Here is an 18,374-nt window from a genome sequence, read left to right on the forward strand (position 1 = left end):
GCAGTATGACTGTCGCCCGCTCCGTCGCCCTGTTCGTCGTCGCCGCCCTGTTCGAGATCGGCGGGGCCTGGTTGGTCTGGCAGGGCATCCGCGAGCACAAGGGCTGGGCATGGATCGGCGCCGGCGTCATCGCCCTCGGCCTCTACGGGGTGGTGGCGACCTTTCAGTCCGACGACGACTTCGGCCGCATCCTCGCCGCGTACGGCGGGATCTTCGTGGCGGGGTCGATCGCCTGGGGCATGGTCGCCGACGGCTACCGCCCCGACCGCTACGACGTCATCGGAGCCCTGGTCTGCCTCGCCGGCATGGCCGTGATCATGTACGCGCCCCGCTCGCACTGACCACCGTCGAGACCTCACCCACCCGCCCTCGTCGCGAGCCGCGCCGTTGGACCCCCGCCACGCGTCGAGCGGGTGCCCCGGCTCGGTGCCGGTCGGTCTGGCGGTCAGTCGTGTCGGGCGAGCTTGAACGCGGAGATGAGCAGGATCACGCACGACGAGCCCGTCCACCAGCACTAGAGCCCGTGGCCGAGCGGCTGGACCGGGTCACCCACCAACTGCGCGAGCGGCACCTCGGCTTCATGAGCGGGATCCTGTTCGGGCCCCAGCGGGCGATGCGGATCACCCGTCCGGCCGTGGTCGGCCGCGTCCCGAACGGTCCCGACCGACTTCCCGCCCTAGATTCGACGACGTCCGTACCAGCGCGCGAGGCGGCCAACCACCGCCCGACCCCCGTCGACGCGTGGCGAGCGAAGGGCAAGACATGACCGGTCGCCCCAACATCCTGCTGATCGTCACCGACGAGGAGCGCGCCTCCCTGCCCCGCCCCAAGGGGTACTCACTACCAGCCCGGGAACGGATCGCGGCCCGCGGCACCACCTTCGAGCGCTACTACACCGCCTCGGCGCAGTGCAGCTCCGCCCGATCGGTGATCTACACGGGCCAACACCTGCCGCTCACCCAGATCTACGACAACGACAACATGCCCTACATCCGCCCCCTCGACCCCGCGCTGGGCACCCTTGGCACCATGCTCCGCGCGGCGGGCTACTACACCACCTACCAGGGCAAGTGGCACCTCTCGAACTGCTATGTGACACCCGAAAACCCTGGCCCGACCACCGACGCCCTGGAGCCTTACGGCTTCAGCGAGTTCAACGACTGGGGCGACATCGACGGTGGCGCCTGGGCCGGCCTCAAGCTCGACCCCGTCATCGCCGGCCAGGCCGTACGCTGGCTGCGCAACCGCGCACCGGTCGTCCGCGAGGACCAGCCCTGGTTCATGGCTGTCAACTTCGTCAACCCCCACGACATCATGAGCTTCGACTACGGCGGCCGCCCCCAGGTCCAGCTGCCCTTCGGCCTCGCCCACGCCGTCGTCACCCGCGCGGCTGCGAACATCCCCGTCTACCAACGCCGCTGGGACTTCGACCTCCCCGCCAGCCTCCACGACGACCTCTCCGGCGCGGCCCCCGCAGTCGCCGAGTACACGCGGATGCTGGACACCGTCTTCGGACCGGTCGCCGACGACGAGCACTGGTACGACGGTCTGAACTTCTACCTCAACGCCATCCGCGACGTGGACCGCAGCGTCGAGTTCGTCCTCGACGCCCTGGAGGCCTCCGGCCAGGCCGACCGTACCGTCGTCGTCTTCACCTCCGACCACGGCGAGATGGCCGGCTCCCATGGACTGCGCCAGAAGGGGAACCTCGTCTACGACGAGAACTTCCACGTCCCCTTCATGATCGCCCACCCCGACCTGCCCGGCGGCGGACGCACCGATGCCCTAGCCTCCTCCGTCGACATCGCACCCACCCTGCTGGAAATCGCCGGCGTCGATGCGACCGAGACCGCCACCCGCCACCCTGCGCTCAAGGGCCACTCGCTGATGCCCGTGCTCCACGGCCGCCCGGTACGGCAAGGGATCCTGAACGCTGTCGAGTCGATCACAACACTCGACGCCTCATTCTGGTTCGAGTTCGCCGACCCAGAGGCGCCCAAGCGCGTCGCATCCGGGGACCTGCGCCCCGACTGGAACAAGCGCGGCTTCCTGCGCGCCTACTCTGACGAGCGCTACACCTTCGGCCGCTACTTCTCCCCACTCAACCCCAACCGCCCCACCGACACCGACGCGCTGCTGGCCGACAACGACGTCGTCCTCTACGACCGCGAGCAGGACCCGGCCGAGCTGCGCAACCTGGCCACCGACCCCGCCCACCACGATCTCGTCGAGCGCTACCGCGCCCTGCTGGAGGACCTCATCGACGCCGAGATCGGCCCCGACGCCCGCGACTGGGTCACCGAACGGCCCCGACTGCTCGGCTGGCCCACCTGGCACGGCGACGACCACCGACCCGAGACACTCACCGCACAAGGACGCTGACCCCCCGTCCAGGAACGGCGGCCCCACTCTCCCCTGCGCTTCCGTCGAACCTATGGTGAATTTCCCGGCCCCGCTCGCCCCAGATGGGTGGCGCGCCTCTCGGCGGCCACCGTGTCGGCGTACGCATGAAAGTGCTCACCAAGGCACGGCGCTACGTGCCCATCCCGCGCGCTCTGGGCCGGCTGTTCAGGGCGCGTCGGAGAAGCACACGCGCACTGCGAGGAGGCCACCGGACGAATCCAGATCGGCGATCACCGGGAAGAAGCCATCACCCCAGCTCGTCATCGCGCACAGCACTCGGGCATCACCGAGTTCCACGGATCCGGCCTCGACGTGCGAAGCACGTATCTCGCGCATGATCTGCCAGTGATGGGAGTGCGGTCGGAAGTCCACTGCCATGCGCCGTCCGGTCTCGTCCTTCCATCTCAGCAGAGCGCGTGCTCTGTCCCTTGCCTCCGAGACGGGCAGGTCAGTCCACCCGCGAATGCCGTCCTCGCCGAGCGTGCCCAGTTCGGGTGCGGCAAACGTCGCGGCTGCTTCGTCTGCATCGGCACCCCAGAACGCCACATCGGCCAAGCCGTCCGCCGGCTCATCGTGCTGCCAGAGGCCCAGGGCGTCGACATCACCGAAAAGCACACGTGCCCAGTCCACGCCGATGTCACCCAAGGAAACCGATGACGTCACCCGGCCCTCACTCATCCGGATCGAGATCTCGGACCAGCGTTCTCCGACACCGTCGCCGTAGTCGACCCGTTTAGCCAGCACAGGCAGGTGCCGACTTCGGGGTACGCCACCTACTGCAACGACGGGCACCCCGAACATCAAAAAGCCGCCACCGCCCTCTTCGCCGGTCCGGCGGGCCCTGTGGGCATGTGCCTCCCGAACCGGCAGGGCCTTCAGCCGGGCGTCAAGACCGGCAGATCGGCAGTGTCCATCGAAAGTCGCCTCGAATTCGGCGGCTTTCGAGGCCGGGATGTCATGGAGCCTTGAGCCTGGCTGACGGTCAAAGCTCCGAACGGCTTCGGAGGCGTCCGGCCCGCTGACCACGAAGTCAATGGCGCCCGTTACGTCGGCGGCCATTGCAGCGTCTTCAATACCCAAGGCAGCCGGATCGATGTCCGCCGGCGACTGGTCCCCGCTCCACAGCCCCAGGTAACCACCGTCAATGAGCACCAGGGTGCCGGACGGGCAGCTGACGGTCCCCAGCTCGAACATCTCTTCCATGGCGCGCGAGTCTACGACCACCCGGCAAGCCGTCCGCAGGCGGATGGCTCAGCTGTGCCGGACAGCCGCTGGGATCCTGCATTGCGTAACAGGGGGTGTGCACGTTTTCGCGTACCGCCCTGTGCACTTTCACGCGAACGCCGACACACGGGCCGGGCTCCGCGAAGGCCGCCTACGACGTTGACGGTTGGACGACGTTGGGGCCGGACATCCGGTGCGCCTCATCGACGACGACCAGGTCGAAGACGTCCAAGGGCCGCCCGCGCGCCGTCCTTGACGATCTCGGCTGAGGAGAGCCTGGCCGATGCCGGCCTGGAGTCGCAGGTGCGGTCGTGGATGGGCGACGGCCCCAACGAGGCGATCACCGCCGGCCAGATCGTTGCGGCTGTGGGTGAGGCCCGGCTCGCCGGGACCGCGGAGAGTCTGGGAAGGGAGCCCGCCGACCTGGCCGCTGACCCTGCCGCCTGGCTCCCTGGACTCGTCGATACCGCCGCGCCCGACGGCCGGACCGTTTCCGATCCGGAGGACCGGGCCTCCACCGGATGCGGACGCAGCCGTGGGCAGCAGGGCGGCGGTACTCCCGAATGGGGTGCCCTTCAAAAGAGTGCGTCGCGAAGTCATACGAACATCCTTGGTGCGGGGCCGTCACGACGGGAAGGTTCAGGCCCTGGCCGAAAGGCTGGCCCAGGACGAGGAGCTGTGAGAGTGCTGCGAGTTCACCGCGGAGGACTTCGCCCGCATCCGGTTCGCACCCCGTCCGGCGCCGCTCCAGGAGCTACACGCAGCCCTGACGGCAGCCGTGACCCAGCGTGGCGGGCCGCTGTTCGCGCCGTGGCGCGGCCGCATCCTGCGATCCCTCCCAGCCGCAAGCAGCCCGCTCGCCGATCTTGTTCCCGCGGGTCGCCCGCCTTCCTTCCTCGACGTCATCGGCGACACCATGGCCGACGGCTTCGAACAGATCCGAGCCACCAGCCCCGGTCTCGTCCGAGTCGAGTTGGAGCGGGTCTACGGGACGGTGACCGTTCCGCGCTGGATCCGGGCCTGCACGCGGGCGACGAAACCGCCTGGCACACCCTGCACCGTGCCCAGCAGGCCGCGTTCGAGACGCTCCTCGCCCCGGTCTGGTCCGTCGTGCAGGGTCTGCACCGTGAGGAGTTCACCCGCTACGCCCTGACGGTCGCCGAGCACGGCGTGGCCGCCACCTTGACCGGCCTGGCCCCGGGCAGCCGGCTCCACGAGGGCGTGTGGGAATGGCCCGGCGCAGCGCCGGACCGCGACGTCTGGCTCGACGGGCGCGGCCTGGTTCTGCTGCCCACCTTCGACCACCCGGCGGGCCCACTTCTCCAGGACACCCCGGGCCATCCCGCGGTCCTGACGTACCCAGCCGGTCCCGGGTTCCCGCCCACCGCGGGGGCCCGGTCGTCTCCGCCGAGGCCCTTGCCGCGATCCTGGGCCGCACACGGCTGGACGCCCTGCGCCTTCTCGCCGAACCTCACACCACGACATCCCTGGCCCGCGCCCTCCACGTCAGCAACGCAACGGCTTCGTCCCTCGCGGCCGCGCTGAAGAGGAGTTCGGCGCCTCGCCGGTCGAGTTCCATAGAGCCGGGCTCGTCGATGCACAAAGACCGACGCGGCCCGTCTGCAGGGCCAGACGTCTGTCTCGCCGCCGCCCGGTGACCCGTGCGAGGGTGACACCAGACTTTCCGCTGTGGAAATTCGAGTCTTGCCATGATGGAAACACTCCCCTAGTCTTTCCATCATGGAAACCAACGGGGGCGTCATCCGACCAACGGCGCAGCAGGCTCGCGACGCGCTGGCCGAGACTGAGCAGATCCATGCCTCTACCACCGCCCTGTCCGCTACCCCGTGGCCGCTGTGGTTCACCACCGCGCTCACGCTGTACATAGCTGCCATCCCGCCGGTCTACGGCGGCCTGGTGGCGGCTTCCGAGTGGCTGCTGCCCAAGGTCGCCTGGGCCACCGTCATGGCGGTGATGACCGCCGCCTACCTGGCGCTCTTCGCCGCCGCTGCCAACTCCTGGAAGAAGAAGACCGGCGTCGCACTGCGCCTGGACGTGCTGCCCAAGCGTGCCACCGTACCGATGGCCGTCGGATTGCCCGCGCTCCTGGTGGGATCGGCGATCGCCTTTCGCACCACCGGCGATCCGGTGGTGCTGCTCGCCGCCTCTGCCGTGGGCGCCGCGGTATCGATCGCCTTCCACCTCACCTTCATCCGTCTACACCGGAAGAACTCGTGAGCCCCGACCCCGCCGACCCCATGGATGGCTTCGACATCACCATCCACGCCCCCAACCGGCTGCGCATCTGCGCCCTGCTTGACACCGCAGGCGAAGCCGAGTTCGCCACCGTCCAGCGAGAACTCAATGTCTCCGCCTCCGTGCTGAGCAAGCACGTCACCGTGCTGATGGACGCCGACTACGTCGAGCAGCGCAAGGCCGTCCGCGACACGCGCCAACGCGTCTGGCTACGGCTCACCCGACGGGGTCGCGACGCCTACCAGGCGCATCTGGCCGCCCTGCGCGCCATCGTCGGCTCGTAAGACCGAGCCCCGGCCGGCTGGTCGCGTTCGTGGAAGCGGTCTCAAGCCGCCGCCACGTGGTACTGGGCGCAGGCGGAAGCCGCCTCCGCTGCGGGCGTGGTGCTGCGGGAGGCCGCCGGCCTGGGCGGCGCTCTGTCACCTGCGGCAGTTCTACGGCGGCATCACGCTCGGCATCGCGCTGAGCACTGCGGGCTGGGCCGTCCACATCCAGGCCCTGTCCGGCGGATCATGACCATGGCAGAGTGCGTCCGTGAGTTACAGCATCTTCCTGCTCCGGTTCGTAGACAGCGAGGTCGTCGCGTTGGACGCCGAACGGTTTCGGCATGTGACGGAGCCGTACGTGGTGGCGGGCGGTCCGGAGGAGGGCTTCTCCCAGCTCCGCGCGGAGGACGGGGGCGAAGCGGACCTGTACCACGCGTCCCACGGCGAAAGCGGGATGCAGTGCGTGACGGCGACCCACTTTGCCCGTGGCGAGATGCTCGGCGTGCTCGCCGGGCTGGCGGCAGCCCTCGGAGCCTCAATCGTCCCCCAGGACGGTGGGGCACTGATTTTCGACGAGAAGGAGCGTCGTCACCTTCCTGTGGAGCTTCAGGGGAACGCGGTTGTCATAGCTCCCACGGAGGACGCGTTGCAGGCGGCATTCGACGCGCGTTGAGCGTTTCCGCCCTGATCTGGTGTGAGGTCTCACCATTGTTGAGGTGATTACATGCCCTTGATCTGTGGTACTGCAGGTGGGTTGCGACAGATTCTGGACCCTGTTCGGGCCCTTTGATCTGCGGCCCTGCAGGTTGGACGGGACTGCCGCAGTTGCGGTGAGAACGCCTGCTGTGGCGGTGCTGGGACGGAAGTCAATCATGGTCACAGCTCGGGGAACGCTTCTTCCCAGACGTCTTTGACAGCCGTGCTGATGAGCTTGCGGAGCACTGGCCACAGCTCGAGCAGGATGCCCTTGTTGAGGAAACGGCTAGGTGGTCACGCGTGCCTTCGGCGAGCACGTTCTGTACAGGCTCATGCGCTGGCGTGGCCGGTCCAGATCGAGGATGCGCATTCCGGACCACGCGATGTGCAACGGGACGTTGATGGGGCGATGAGGCCCACACTGGCTATGAGGCGCGATCCGCGACGAGTTGGGAAACGAGAGAGGCACCCACCGCGTCGGCGGAGGTGCCTGTCTCGTGCACTGCAGGTCATGCGCCAACATGGGCCTGCGATTGTCCCTGTTCACCGAGGTTGGAGCCAGTAGCAATCAGGGATGACGGGCGGGGTGCCGTGTGAGGCGCCTGCCACGTTAGAGACCGTCTCATCGGACCTTGGCGCAGGCAAGTGCAACTGGGACGCGCCCGAGCTAACGAGCGGGCCCAACCGGTCGCATCGGAACAGCCATCGTGACGTCCTCCCTGGTTGCAGGGGGTGGTGTGCCAGAACGTGCCAGCGGGGAAAAGAGTCCGGAGCGGGACGCCCATGAGCCAACCCCCCGCGCCCTGTTCTGGTGCTATCCACGAACGGCTCAGTAGCTGGGATGCTCAGTTCCAGGCATCACATCCGGCGGCGCCAACCGCCCTGTGAAGCAACGCCTTTGGAGCCAGTAGCCCTCGTCCTGTCGGCATGCGGTCCCTGCCGGCAGGACGCACGATCAGGAGATTGCGCCATGCCTCGTTCCCGCTCTTCCTCCTCTGCGAGCTCTTCCCCGCCCCCGCCCCCGCCGCCCCAGGCCGCGACCGGATTCGGTCCCGCTCATGCAGCCGTCATCATCGCCTTCCTCCTCACCGCGGCTCTGCTGGCCGTTCTCCACATGCCCGTCGCCGACGTGCTGTGGCTGATCGGTGGATCCGGAGCCATCGGCTCGAGCGTCGTCCTCCTTACCGTCACCGGAGGGGCAGGACGGTTCGGCGCCGCACTACGAGCCCTGCTGGGACCGGAGAAGTAGGCAGTGGCGCGCCCCGAAAAGCCCGTGGACCGGAGTGTCCCCGAGCACGCCGCCCTAGCCGACTTCCTGCGCGCCCTCAGGGCCGCCTCGCAGGTGACCTACGACCAGCTCGCATCTGTGGCCCAGCTGTCACCATCCACCCTCAAGCGGGCCGCCTCGGGAGCTGGCGTGCCCAAACTCAGCACCGTTCTCGCCTACGTCATGGCCTCTACACCGCCCGGAGCGGCCTGCGACGCAGACCTGGCCCAAGCGCGGCTTCTGTGGAAGAAGGCGCGCTACGCCTCAATCCTGCCCCGCTACAGCTACCACGCACCCGATCCGAAACTCTGCGCCACGGCAGACGACCTGCGCAACAGCCTCCGTGACCTGCACCTGTGGGCAGGCCGCCCGACCATGCGCTCCATGGAAGGAGAGGCTGGCGGCATCGGCATCCTCCCGCGATCGACCGCACATCGCATCAGCCTGGGAAGGACGCTGCCGATCTCCGAGCGTCAGATGCGCAGCTACCTGACCGCATGCGAGGTCCCCACCCACCGCCATGAGGACTGGACGCAAGCCCTCCGACGCATTCGCCCGGCCATCGAGCGGCACAGCGCACACAGTGCCCCGCTTGAGCGCAAACACGCGGGCCGCAGGGGCCGACCGCGCCGCCCCATCCGGGCGGCCACCCGCGAGGCGCACGATCTCGCGGCGTTTCTGCGCCACCTGGTGGACGAGGCTGGCATCAGAACCTTCGAGTTGAGCCGAAGGCTGCGTATGCCCAAACCTCGGATCTCTGACTACCTTGCCGGCAGGATCCCTCCCCACGAATTCGTCGTCGCCCTGGTGAGGGCAGTCGCCGCTCCCGCAGTCGCCGAACGCCGGCTCGCCCACGCCATGTCCCTGTGGGATCGAGCCATGAAGCCGAGCTCAAGGGGGTCTGCGGTCTCGCGCGGCGCAGTTGTTCGAACCGGCTCACGTGAGATGGAGGTGTACGAGCGGCTCACGGCGTCGCTGGAGCAGCAACAGGCTCTGCGTGAATCGATGGAGAACGCACAGAAGCTGGCCATCGTTCTCATGGCCATGATCGGCAAGCTCCAAGTGGACATCGCCACCTTCGAGGAAACGCGATTCCGCCTGCGCGACACGTCACCCTCCCACGTCGACCTTGCAGACCGTCTACGTCGGGCCCAAGAGCAAACCGTGCGCGCCAAGGAAGAACTCAAGCGCGCACAGCAAGCCAGGATCAGGGCCGAAGAACTTGCGTTGCGACTCCAAGAGCAGATCGCAGTTCTCCGCTCCGAGCTCGAGCACGCCAGCGGGCTGCAGAAGCGTCTTGCGCCGTTCGAACTCTTGACGGGGACCGGCCAGGACCCCGCCGCGCCCGACCACGACGACATCGACATCGACATCGCGCTTTCCAGAGCCCGGCAGATCCTCAACCAAAGCGAAGCAGGGCTCGACCACATTGCTGACGATCTGGGGCCGCACCGTTCGGGCAGAGCTGCTTAGCCCCCCGTGGCCTGGGTCAAGCTCATCCGCCAGCACGCGGTCCCGATGGAACAACTCCTCGAACGCGCGATGAGCCACCTTCCCGTCCTGATCGCTGACGCCATCGCCGAAATGAGCGGCTGCCCCGTGGCAAGCAGCCCGAGAGGAGGGCCGCGGCCGATCCGGACTGGCCCGAGGAACCGGATCGGCTGGAGACGTTCACCGTGCACCTGGAGGGTGGCCGTGCGACTCCAGCGGCACTGCAGGACCTCGCGGACGCCTGGCCACTGAACTGGCGGGCGAACGGCCGTCAGGCCTTGTTGATGGCTCCCGAGGCGAACCATTGGACGAGGGTTGCTGCGAGGTGTACGGCCATCCTGGCAGCTTCGGGCGTTTCGTCGCGCGTCTGGTCGCGGGCCCCGTGCCGGCTGGTCTGGCCCTCCCACAGCAGCGTCATCATCTTGAGGGCCGTCTCAAAGCCTTCGCTGCCGTTCGGCCCGGTGATTGCGCTGCGGAGTTTGTTCTGGAGCTGTGGGAGCTCGCCCTTCATCGTGCCCAGGGTCGCCTTGCGGTTGTTCGGCTGGAGGGTGTCGTGCAGGGCGCATTCCACGGCCTTGATCGCCTCGCTGTACGCCTTCACCGGATCCGGATGAAGCGCGTAGGCGAGATCCATCGCCTGACGGAGGTGCCGGCTGGCAGAACCGCGCTCCGGTTGGTCTGCTGACTTCAGCGCTTCCTCGACCGCGGCCCCGACGGCGGGATCGAGCCTGCGCACCAGAGCACGGCCGTCGCTGCGGATCACGTACGCGGCGCGTGCGTCATCGAGCAGCTTCCGCAGCGGGACGCGGAAACGGACATCCGGCAGCGAACCCGCCACGGTCAGAGCGGCCGTCAGCCTGTTCATGCCCGGAGTGAGCGGTGTTCGTTCCGACCCTCCGCTCGGCAGCAGGTCCAAGACCGCGTCCACGACATCCCACAGCTTCTCTCGGCTCGGGCCGTAGGCGAGCTGAAAGACCTCGTTGTCTTCGTCGTTGTCGTCGACGGCGCGGTAGAGCCTGAAGTCGAGCCGGACCGCGACCCTCGTGACGTTCGAGCCCAGCCCGTCCAGCGCGCGTTCGAGCCATTCCCGCAGCGGTCCTTCGAGCGCGTCTGAGACCTGTTCCCGGAGGACTTTCGGGGCATTGCCCTCCCGTTCGGAAAGGGGGGCCCATCGTTCCATCATCGGGCAACGGTACAAGCCGGATACAGGCGTGGGCAGCGAAATTCACAGACGCGCGAGCCCGGCAGGTCCCGGGATGTCGGCTCCGCTTTCTGTCCTCCACAGGGGTGAATCCGGGCCTCGCGTACGCGTAGGCGACTTGTATGACGTGCCCTCAACTCGTCCTGGAAGCGGAGCTATTTACATCAATCAGGATCTTTCTGCATGTTTCGAGCGCGGCCCGGTGGCCGGGCCGTCCAGATACGGATGGGAGTGGGGTTCGTGGTGAGTTCGGTGCGTGAGGCGTTCGACGAGGGGCAGGCGGCGGGCCGAGGTCGGGCAAAGAGCGGCTCAAGGACGGAGCGGCCGTGATCCTCTCCTGGGACCAGAAGCACTATTCCTAGCCGTTCTTCCTCGGGACCCCCGCGCTCAAGATGGCCCTGTCGGGCTGATCCGCCAGGGCGGGCCGGGGGAGGGAAGGCACCTTCTGGGGCCGGTTCCGGGCCGCCCGGACCTCTGGGCGGTCGCAGCCGTAGGAGCCCAGCCTCCCCCTGCCCGCCCCCGCACCCCGTCACAGCCGCTGCGCAGAGCTACCTGCCTCGCTGCCGTAGCTACCCGAGTGCGGGGCCACCATGGCGGAACTGGGGGTGCGGGAAGAGCCGAACGGGAGAACCGGTGTTGCCGTCACAACTTCTGACGTACCGGGACTGGGCCAACTGGGTCAGGCCGGGACCCCGGCCGACCACCCGGTGCGGTGGGCGACAACCAGCTGCTCGTGCGCTCGCAGCGCTCCCCGATCGGATCCGGCTGTCCGGGCGGCTTCCGCGGCTTTGGCGAGCGCACGGTAGACCGAGGGACAGACGGGTTCTTCCCGGCGTTCCTGCCGTCCTTGATGACCAGCTTCCCGGCGATCTCCGGAACGGGCAGGCCCTTGGCCTTCAGCACGAGGGCGAAGGCGAGCATGTCGCCGTCGATCACCTTCGGCCGGCCGCCGTGGTTTCCCCTGGCGGCGGCCTGTTGGCCCGGCCCCGGGACTGGTAGGCGCGCATGTTGAGGCGTCGCGCATTCGTCAGCCGAGACGTGTTCATGGCCTGGTGGAGTGACGGACAGTGAGTTCGGGAGTCTTGCTCCCTGCTGTTTGACCTGGTTTTGTGACTGCGATCTTTCGCTTACTCCAAGTAGAGAGCTGCCAAGCGGGGCAGTCGGCGAGTCCTTTCGTCCTGGTCATCGAGGTTGATGTTCCAGGTGGGGGTCAGCTTCCGGTAGCGGATGGTGGGTGGGTTCGCGGGGAGCTGATCACTGGTCGCCGAGATGTGTGCGTTGGCGGGTTCGTGATCACCAGGGGACGACGCCGTCGTCCTCAAAGAACAAGCCGGTCGGGCCGCCGTCGGGCAGGGTGGCGAGCCGGATCGCCGTGGTCGCGCCCTGTTCAGGAGTGCGGGGCCCTTGGAAGCCTGTGAAGTCGGTCGCGACCAGGCCCGGGCAGGCGGCGTTGATCAGGATGTCCGTACCGGCGAACTGCCGGGCGTACTGCACGGTGAGGGCGTTGAGGAACGACTTCGACGGCGCGTAGGCCGCCATGATCGGGCCGATCTCGATGTCCGGGTCCGATTGCCGGGCCAGGGAGCCGACGCTACTGGAGACGTTGACGATGCGTGGCGAGGCCGAGCGCCGCAGCAGTGGCAGCATCGCGTTGGTGACCCGGACGACACCCATGACGTTGGTATCCACGACCGTGCGGAGCACCTCCAGGTCGAGCGCGGTCGGGTCCTGCACCCACCCAGGGTCCATCTCGCCTGAGATGCCGGCATTGTTGACCAGGGCGTCCAGGCGCCCGGCCAGCCGTTCGATCAGTTCCGCAGCATCAGTGACGCTCTGGTCGTCGGTCACGTCCAGCGGTACCCCGAACGCGTCCACGCCGCCGGCGCGCAGCTTCCCGACGGCGGTTTCGCGTCGGGTGGCGTCGCGGGCTCCCACGCCCACGCGGTACCCGAGGCTGCCCAGCCCGGCTGCGATCTCGTACCCGATGCCCTTGTTCGCGCCGGTCACCAGCGCGATCATCGTTTCGTTCATGCTGATGATGTTGGCTCGCGGACGAGTGGCGCGGCCAACACCGATACGGTGTTCTGTCATACCTGCCAGGTATCACCGCGTATGCTGCGGCCGTGGATACCCTGGAGACCCGCGAGTTGAGGTACTTCGTGGCGGTCGCCGAGGAACTGCACTTCGGGCGCGCCGCCGAGCGCCTCGGCATGGCGCAGCCGCCGCTGTCGCGGGCGATCCAGCAGCTCGAACGGCGCCTCGGGGTCTGCCTGCTGCAGCGCAACCGCCGTGGTGTCCGCCTGACCGGTGCCGGAGAGGTGCTGTTGCATGAGGGCCGGGCGGCCCTCGACGCGACCGCTGCCGCTGCTCGCCGCACCCGGCGCGCCGGCGGTGCCGACGGCCCTGGCGGCTCCCGCGGTCGGCTGGCCCTTGCGGTGAAGGCCGCCGCGTCGCACGAACTGCTGCGGAAGCTTCTCGACGCCTACGCGGCCGAGCCCGGCAGCGCCGAGATCGAGGTGCTGCTGTGCGGTATGTGCGAGCAGGAGGAGTTGCTGCGCGACGGACGTGCTGATGTCGCGCTCATGCACGCGCCGTGGAACTCCCTCGCCGGGTTCGACAGCGAGGCACTGATGACCGAGGGACAGGTCGCCGTTCTGCCTGCCGGGCACCCGCTCGCCGCCCGAGAGACCTTGTCCCTGGCGGATGTCAGGGATGTTCCCGATCTGCCGCTCGCCCGCTGGCCCACCCACGGCACCTACGCACCCGGCCCGGGCCCCGAGATCCACAACCAGACGCAGCTGGCTCAGTTGATCGCCCTCGGACGCACCGTGGCGGTCGTCCCCGACTCCGCCCGCTCCTGGCTGTGGGCCGAGCACACGGCCGTCCCCTTGACCGACGCACCTCCCGTCGTGACCCACATCGCCTGGCCCGCGCACAGCCGCTCCCTCGCCCTGGCCGGCCTGGTCCGCACGGCTGCACGTCTATGACCAGGTCCTGCCCCCATCGGCCACCACCCGGAACAGCTCAGACGCCACCAGGGCCGGTGGGACCCGGTCGTGAGACTGGTAGGACCAACGGAACAGCCAATAGCGGTAGCGAGCGTTCCGTTTCTCGGTCGATCGGGCCCGGCAGGCCTTGGATTGAAAGGTGAAACCAGCGCCTACCTATGCCGGCTCCCGAGGAACGCGCTCCCCGGCCTCACGCTCCGAACCGCAGGTGAGACCCATGAGGACCAACGGCCGACGGGCTCTGGCCTGGATCGGCCTCGGGGAACAGTAGAGCAATGGCTGGCGGTAGAAGTGATTCCGATTGTCTCTCAACCGGGTGGCTGAACCACGGCGCTGCGCCTGCGCCTGCGCCTGCGGCTGTCGCTTGAGCAACGAGTGGAACGCCGTCGCCTCCGGGTCCGTTACAGGACCGTCAACCCATGAGTCGGGCGGATAGACCAGCAGGGGGCGGAATGTGCGGGATGCAAGATCAGGTCACGGCGTACCTGGACAAGCGGGAGTTCGACATCGCGTACCGCCGGGCGACCGCTGGCGGAGGGTTGCCGTCCATGGCGTTGCCCGACGTGCTCGTCGCGGTCACGCTCGCGCCGTTCATCACCGCGGTGGCGGCCTCCCTCGGCAGCGGCCTGGGCGGGCGGATCGAAACGGTCGCCTTACGGATCCTGCGACGCGTACCACGGCCCGCCATCCTCAACCGTTCCTCGATGTTTCTCGATGCAGGGGAAGAACCTGGTGACCCTACCGAGGAGGACGCGGCCGACGAGAGCCGTTCCGCTCTGACTGTCACCGCCGAGGGCGGAACGCGGATCCAGCTCTCCACTTACACCCCCGTGGAGGCACTGACACTGCTTCCCGCCATCGACTTCACCGAGGTACAGGAGCTCGGCGACGTCCCCACCACCGTCCGGTGGATCTCGGACAGCTGGCACGCCGTCAGCATCAAGGACGGCCAGATCGCCGACGCGGCATGGAACCCCGCAACTCGACAATGGGTCACCACCCCGTTCTGATCCGGCCTTGGGACGGGTGGGCGGGAAGACTCCGGCCGCGGGACTGGTGGGCTCGCATGTTGAGGCGTCGCGAATTCCTGCCGGGGTCACCCCTGGGGTCACCCTGAGCGACGGCCGATGGCTCTTGCTCCATGACCACACTCTGGCGTGCTCTCCTGAAGTCACTTATCATCCGAGAACTGATTGAGGGCGTGACCTCGCGGCTGCGCGGACCTGTAATGGCCCGCCCTTCCCAGGGGTTACACCGTCTCAGCCAACCATCGTGCTTCGGTGGTCGGGCTGAGGCGGCATGTCTCGGAACGGCCACCCTCACAGAAGGATGTCGGCCGTTGAGTTCCGGACCTTTGACGCGCCTCTTGCTCGTCGCCCTGGCAACTGTCCTGTCTCTGCTAGTCGCAGTCATCGCTGGTGTGCTGTCTTGGGCGGCGGACGGAAACATTCCACGCGCAGTGCTCTGCGCTGGCGGGGCATTTGTCGTATGGATGACCCTTTCCGTCGCCCTGTACTCAGCCCTGGGCCTGCTCGACAGGGGCGTCGGGCAGGGATGATGTGTAGCCGAGTCGGCGGGAGTGCTCCTCGTGCCCTTCTCAGTGGATCTGGTGTCACCGTGTGTGGTCGCCGGGGCATATCGGCTCCAGGTTCCTCCGGCTTCGGCGACCAGCCGTGCAGCGGTCTTGTCGTGGTAGCCGAGGGCCTTAGCGATGACGGGTGCCGGGGCTTGGAGTACGAGTTGGCGGATTGCGGAGGTCCTGCCGCGTTGGCGGGACGTCGATCTTCCGCAGGTGGACTTGGAGCTGACCGGGTTCATGGGCTGTCCGGGCTGACGGCCGGGGAAGAGCCACTGTGAGCTTCTGCTGCTGGCGTAGGGCAGGTGCCGGTAGGACTGGATGTATGCCCGCATGAGTTCGGCGACGGGCTCCGGCAGCAAGGGACGGCGGATCTCCCAGCCGGACGGTGACGGTGGTTCCATCATCGAGGATGTCATCGACAGTGAGGCGGACGATGCGGGTGACGGGTTGCGCATAGAGAAGGACGAGCGCGGCCGCGGCCCGGGCCCGCAGGGGCAGGGAGTCGTCGTTGAGGGTCCGCCGGAGAATGGCGAGTCGGCGGTGCTGGTGCAGCGGCGCTTGGTCCTGGTTGATGAGTTGGGGTGGCAGGTTGAGGCGGGGCATCCGGCTCGTCTTCACGCACCAGCGCAGGAACGTCTGGGCCGGGCGCCGGGTGGCCGGCTTCTCCGTGTTCCAGGCGTCGACGTCCGCCTGCCGGCAGTGTTCGAGGGGTGCGGCCTCGGTCGGCGAGTCAGGAGAGGAAGTGCCGGCCTGAGTGATCTCCTGTTTCGCCTGGCCGGTTCGTTCCCCAGTCGGTTGCTGCCGGCAACGGGGATCGGGGCCGCCCGCTCGTGGAGCGTGCGGGCCGCGCCGACCGGTCAAAGGCGCCTGCGGCGGCGGTCCGCGCTGAGCTTCGCCCGTCCTGGCGGCGGCCGCTGCCGGCGAACGTGATCCGGCCGCACTCCGGGCAGGTCAGGATGCTGATCATGCGGCGGTCGCCGTTCCGCTCCGCCTCGGCCAGCATCATCCCGAGCGCGAAACTGCGGTCTGCTCTGCGTCCGTCCCGGTATGCCTGGGCCGGTAGGCGTCGTCGCAGTTACCGGTGCCGGGCCGACGCGCTCCTCGGCAGTCGGACCCCGCAGGAGGCGCAGTAGCGGATGCGGGCCGCGTCTCCAGGGTCGCGCAACGGCACGCCGATTCGCAGATCGGCGGGAGAGGCGCAGCCCTGGCCCGGTCTGCGGCATGCGAGGACCCTGGAACGCCGCAGTACGGCTCCTGTGCCGGGGACGCCCAGGGCCGCGCGCCGGTCAGGTGTGGATGCGGCTGTTGGGGCCCTCCTGGTCGTCGGCGGTGTCGTCGTTGAACCGGTGGTCGCCGGCGGCGAGGTAGCGGAAGGAGTGGGTGCTGCCCCTGGGGAGTTCCACGGTGACGGCCCGGTTGCCGTCCTTGCGCGGGGCGACGGCACGAACGCCGGGGCGCCAGTCGTTGAAGTCCCCGACCACGCTGACCTCGACCGCAGGGATGTCGGCGGGCAGGACGAAGGTGACCTTGGCGGAGTTCCTGCGCAGGGCGCGTTCCATCACGGTAAGGCTCCTGATGAGAGTGGGGCGGGGTAACGGGCCATGCTCGACGTCGGCATGGGTCGGGCCCGCTGACGTCGCCGTACCGGTCGCCGGGTCACCCACCCGCCACACCCGGCACGACCCAAGGCACCCCCGCGTGTGACAGTCCAGATGGGAAGACCGGACGACAGGTTGCCCCACGCAAGCAGGGCCCGGCCGCCGGTAGCCACACCGGCCGGGCCCTGCGCCACACGGAGCGCATGGGCAGCCCTTCCCCGCAGGGCCAGATGCACGATGCCGCGCGGCGGAGATCTTTCGCTCCCCGCGAGTCGAGGCGATCGGTGGTGTCGTCTCCTCGCTGGTGATAGCCGCTTCTCGCCATGGCGCACTGCGTCGCTCAGGGGTCGTGCAGGTCGCCGGCAAGCGGCCCTGGCGACGGAGGCGGGCCAGCCGTGCCCCGGCAGCAGAGGCCGGCCCACCCGGGAGCCTGGTGCTGCGGGGCCTTCTGGCCACGCGCCATCCGCGCTGGGCTGGGGGAGGCTGTAGGGGCTAGGCCCGGAGAGCGGCGGTGAAGGAGGCCAACCCCGAGTGGTCCTGACTCCTCCCTTCGAGCCGATGCTCGACTGGTGTCCTGCGCCGGAAGTTCCTGCGTGCACGGGGCAGGCGCCAGACCCCATGTCGCCATGCGCGCCGGGCCGTATCCGTCCGGGGGCGTGAGGTCGGTGTCGGCCGATGGCGTGGTGACCCCGCTCGGCCTGGGAGTCACAGCTGCGCCGGTAGGCACCGTCGGGCTCGGAGCGGGAGGCGCCGTGTCCGTACGGGGCGGTGTGGCGACGGTCGTCTGCGAACCGGGGGCGGATATGGGCGTGGGGGCCGGGGCATCACGGCCGCCGCTCACGATCACACTGACCACGCTACCCAGCAGCGGAATCGCGATCCCCCGACCCGCCAGGCCCATCGAGGAGGTACTGAGCCAGGCGTCGATGGCGAGTGCGACGGAGGATATGGAGGTGGTGGAGGAGGAGCTTCCCCCGTCTGACCCTGTGCTGCCATTGTGCTCAAGTCCCCCGACCGTCAATGAACTTCACCTGCAACACCACAGTATCCACCGTCCCACGCCGTCACCGTTCAGCGATGTCGGGCATCGCAGGCCCGGATCCATCGAAGCAGGCCGTCGGCGGTAGCGGCGCCGAAGACGGCCGCGCGGCGGGTCCGGTCGATCTGCGGGTGTTCGAGGCGGACGGACCTCTGGTCGGGCACACGGCCTTCCTGGCCCGTACCCGAGGACCGGTAAGGAGTGCGTGTGTACCGGGCACGACTGCGGAGGCTTGGAACCGGTCCTGTGGCGCCCCGAGTGCGGGGGCGAGGTCACGCGGTGCTGGAGTGGTGCATGGGCGGCGGCCTGCGCTGCGTGCAGTTCGCGCGCGGCAGGGCGGCAGGTG

At 68.5% G+C, this 18,374-nt stretch carries 17 protein-coding genes and 1 pseudogene; 12 read left to right on the forward strand and 6 right to left on the reverse strand.

Annotated features, from left to right (window positions below; all coding sequences use genetic code 11):
• Positions 1-5 precede the first annotated feature (5 nt).
• The 3 genes from OG594_RS44825 to OG594_RS44835 all read left to right on the forward strand — a co-directional run bounded on the left by OG594_RS44825 (position 6) and on the right by OG594_RS44835 (position 2,382).
• The gene (locus tag OG594_RS44825) at positions 6-341 is read left to right on the forward strand and encodes a YnfA family protein (RefSeq protein ID WP_266608360.1); all 336 of its coding nucleotides are present in this window, start codon (positions 6-8) and stop codon (positions 339-341) included.
• Between the two features lie 182 nt (positions 342-523).
• Positions 524-766, forward strand: coding sequence for a hypothetical protein (locus tag OG594_RS44830; protein ID WP_266608362.1), 243 nt, complete (start codon positions 524-526; stop codon positions 764-766).
• The gene (locus OG594_RS44835) at positions 763-2,382 is read left to right on the forward strand and encodes a sulfatase-like hydrolase/transferase (RefSeq protein ID WP_266608364.1); all 1,620 of its coding nucleotides are present in this window, start codon (positions 763-765) and stop codon (positions 2,380-2,382) included. Before OG594_RS44830 ends, OG594_RS44835 begins: the two co-directional genes overlap by 4 nt.
• Before the next feature lie 186 nt (positions 2,383-2,568).
• Here OG594_RS44835 and OG594_RS44840 read toward each other — a convergent pair whose 3' ends face one another.
• Positions 2,569-3,606 (reverse strand): hypothetical protein, encoded by a 1,038-nt coding sequence (locus tag OG594_RS44840; protein ID WP_266608366.1) that lies wholly within the window; start codon positions 3,604-3,606, stop codon positions 2,569-2,571.
• A gap of 54 nt (positions 3,607-3,660) precedes the next feature.
• On the opposite strand from OG594_RS44840, the pseudogene OG594_RS47470 reads away from it, so the two are divergent.
• A pseudogene (locus tag OG594_RS47470) lies at positions 3,661-4,104 on the forward strand (YidB family protein); the annotation flags it as partial.
• 507 nt (positions 4,105-4,611) lie between these two features.
• On the opposite strand, the gene OG594_RS44845 reads toward OG594_RS47470, so the two are convergent.
• Entirely contained in the window at positions 4,612-4,968 is a 357-nt protein-coding gene (locus tag OG594_RS44845; protein WP_266608368.1) for a hypothetical protein, read from the reverse strand.
• A 399-nt stretch (positions 4,969-5,367) separates the two neighbouring features.
• Between OG594_RS44845 and OG594_RS44850 the strand changes: the two genes are divergently transcribed.
• From OG594_RS44850 to OG594_RS44870, 5 genes are all read left to right on the forward strand, one after another.
• A complete protein-coding gene (locus tag OG594_RS44850; RefSeq protein ID WP_266608370.1) occupies positions 5,368-5,865 on the forward strand; it encodes a hypothetical protein in 498 nt (165 codons plus the stop codon).
• A gap of 20 nt (positions 5,866-5,885) precedes the next feature.
• On the forward strand, positions 5,886-6,167 hold the full coding sequence (locus tag OG594_RS44855) for a transcriptional regulator (RefSeq protein WP_266608885.1): 282 nt from the start codon (positions 5,886-5,888) through the stop codon (positions 6,165-6,167).
• Between the two features lie 250 nt (positions 6,168-6,417).
• Positions 6,418-6,822, forward strand: a complete 405-nt coding sequence (locus OG594_RS44860; protein WP_266608372.1) for a hypothetical protein — start codon at positions 6,418-6,420, stop codon at positions 6,820-6,822.
• Between the two features lie 993 nt (positions 6,823-7,815).
• Complete coding sequence (locus tag OG594_RS44865) at positions 7,816-8,094, forward strand: hypothetical protein (protein ID WP_266608374.1); 279 nt, start codon at positions 7,816-7,818, stop codon at positions 8,092-8,094.
• A 3-nt stretch (positions 8,095-8,097) separates the two neighbouring features.
• Positions 8,098-9,585 (forward strand): helix-turn-helix domain-containing protein, encoded by a 1,488-nt coding sequence (locus OG594_RS44870; protein WP_266608375.1) that lies wholly within the window; start codon positions 8,098-8,100, stop codon positions 9,583-9,585.
• 289 nt (positions 9,586-9,874) lie between these two features.
• On the opposite strand, the gene OG594_RS44875 is transcribed toward OG594_RS44870, so the two are convergent.
• On the reverse strand, positions 9,875-10,783 hold the full coding sequence (locus OG594_RS44875) for a hypothetical protein (RefSeq protein ID WP_266608376.1): 909 nt from the start codon (positions 10,781-10,783) through the stop codon (positions 9,875-9,877).
• A gap of 1,314 nt (positions 10,784-12,097) precedes the next feature.
• Positions 12,098-12,835 (reverse strand): SDR family oxidoreductase, encoded by a 738-nt coding sequence (locus tag OG594_RS44880; protein ID WP_266608377.1) that lies wholly within the window; start codon positions 12,833-12,835, stop codon positions 12,098-12,100.
• Between the two features lie 92 nt (positions 12,836-12,927).
• Between OG594_RS44880 and OG594_RS44885 the strand changes: the two genes are divergently transcribed.
• From OG594_RS44885 to OG594_RS44895, 3 genes are all read left to right on the forward strand, one after another.
• Positions 12,928-13,791 (forward strand): LysR family transcriptional regulator, encoded by an 864-nt coding sequence (locus tag OG594_RS44885; protein ID WP_266608378.1) that lies wholly within the window; start codon positions 12,928-12,930, stop codon positions 13,789-13,791.
• 482 nt (positions 13,792-14,273) lie between these two features.
• Complete coding sequence (locus OG594_RS44890) at positions 14,274-14,822, forward strand: hypothetical protein (protein WP_266608379.1); 549 nt, start codon at positions 14,274-14,276, stop codon at positions 14,820-14,822.
• Positions 14,823-15,721: 899 nt separating this feature from the next.
• A complete protein-coding gene (locus OG594_RS44895; protein WP_266608381.1) occupies positions 15,722-16,321 on the forward strand; it encodes a hypothetical protein in 600 nt (199 codons plus the stop codon).
• 356 nt (positions 16,322-16,677) lie between these two features.
• On the opposite strand, the gene OG594_RS44900 is transcribed toward OG594_RS44895, so the two are convergent.
• Positions 16,678-16,950, reverse strand: coding sequence for an isoamylase early set domain-containing protein (locus OG594_RS44900; protein WP_323185493.1), 273 nt, complete (start codon positions 16,948-16,950; stop codon positions 16,678-16,680).
• A 1,110-nt stretch (positions 16,951-18,060) separates the two neighbouring features.
• Positions 18,061-18,192, reverse strand: a complete 132-nt coding sequence (locus OG594_RS44905) for a hypothetical protein (RefSeq protein WP_266608385.1) — start codon at positions 18,190-18,192, stop codon at positions 18,061-18,063.
• Positions 18,193-18,374: the final 182 nt, after the last annotated feature.

It is taken from the genome of Streptomyces sp. NBC_01214 (assembly GCF_026340975.1).
GTDB lineage: Bacteria > Actinomycetota > Actinomycetes > Streptomycetales > Streptomycetaceae > Streptomyces.

Excerpts from the sequence above, each read along its gene's own strand:
- OG594_RS44825 (WP_266608360.1), top strand. The coding sequence starts at position 6 with ATGACTGTCGCCCGCTCCGTCGCCCTGTTCGTCGTCGCCGCCCTGTTC.
- OG594_RS44880 (WP_266608377.1), bottom strand. The coding sequence starts at position 12,835 with ATGAACGAAACGATGATCGCGCTGGTGACCGGCGCGAACAAGGGCATC.
- OG594_RS44875 (WP_266608376.1), bottom strand. The coding sequence starts at position 10,783 with ATGGAACGATGGGCCCCCCTTTCCGAACGGGAGGGCAATGCCCCGAAA.
- OG594_RS44845 (WP_266608368.1), bottom strand. The coding sequence starts at position 4,968 with ATGGCCCGGGGTGTCCTGGAGAAGTGGGCCCGCCGGGTGGTCGAAGGT.
- OG594_RS44890 (WP_266608379.1), top strand. The coding sequence starts at position 14,274 with ATGCAAGATCAGGTCACGGCGTACCTGGACAAGCGGGAGTTCGACATC.
- OG594_RS44835 (WP_266608364.1), top strand. The coding sequence starts at position 763 with ATGACCGGTCGCCCCAACATCCTGCTGATCGTCACCGACGAGGAGCGC.
- OG594_RS44855 (WP_266608885.1), top strand. The coding sequence starts at position 5,886 with ATGGATGGCTTCGACATCACCATCCACGCCCCCAACCGGCTGCGCATC.
- OG594_RS44900 (WP_323185493.1), bottom strand. The coding sequence starts at position 16,950 with ATGGAACGCGCCCTGCGCAGGAACTCCGCCAAGGTCACCTTCGTCCTG.
- OG594_RS44850 (WP_266608370.1), top strand. The coding sequence starts at position 5,368 with ATGGAAACCAACGGGGGCGTCATCCGACCAACGGCGCAGCAGGCTCGC.
- OG594_RS44865 (WP_266608374.1), top strand. The coding sequence starts at position 7,816 with ATGCCTCGTTCCCGCTCTTCCTCCTCTGCGAGCTCTTCCCCGCCCCCG.
- OG594_RS44895 (WP_266608381.1), top strand. The coding sequence starts at position 15,722 with ATGAGTTCGGCGACGGGCTCCGGCAGCAAGGGACGGCGGATCTCCCAG.
- OG594_RS44840 (WP_266608366.1), bottom strand. The coding sequence starts at position 3,606 with ATGGAAGAGATGTTCGAGCTGGGGACCGTCAGCTGCCCGTCCGGCACC.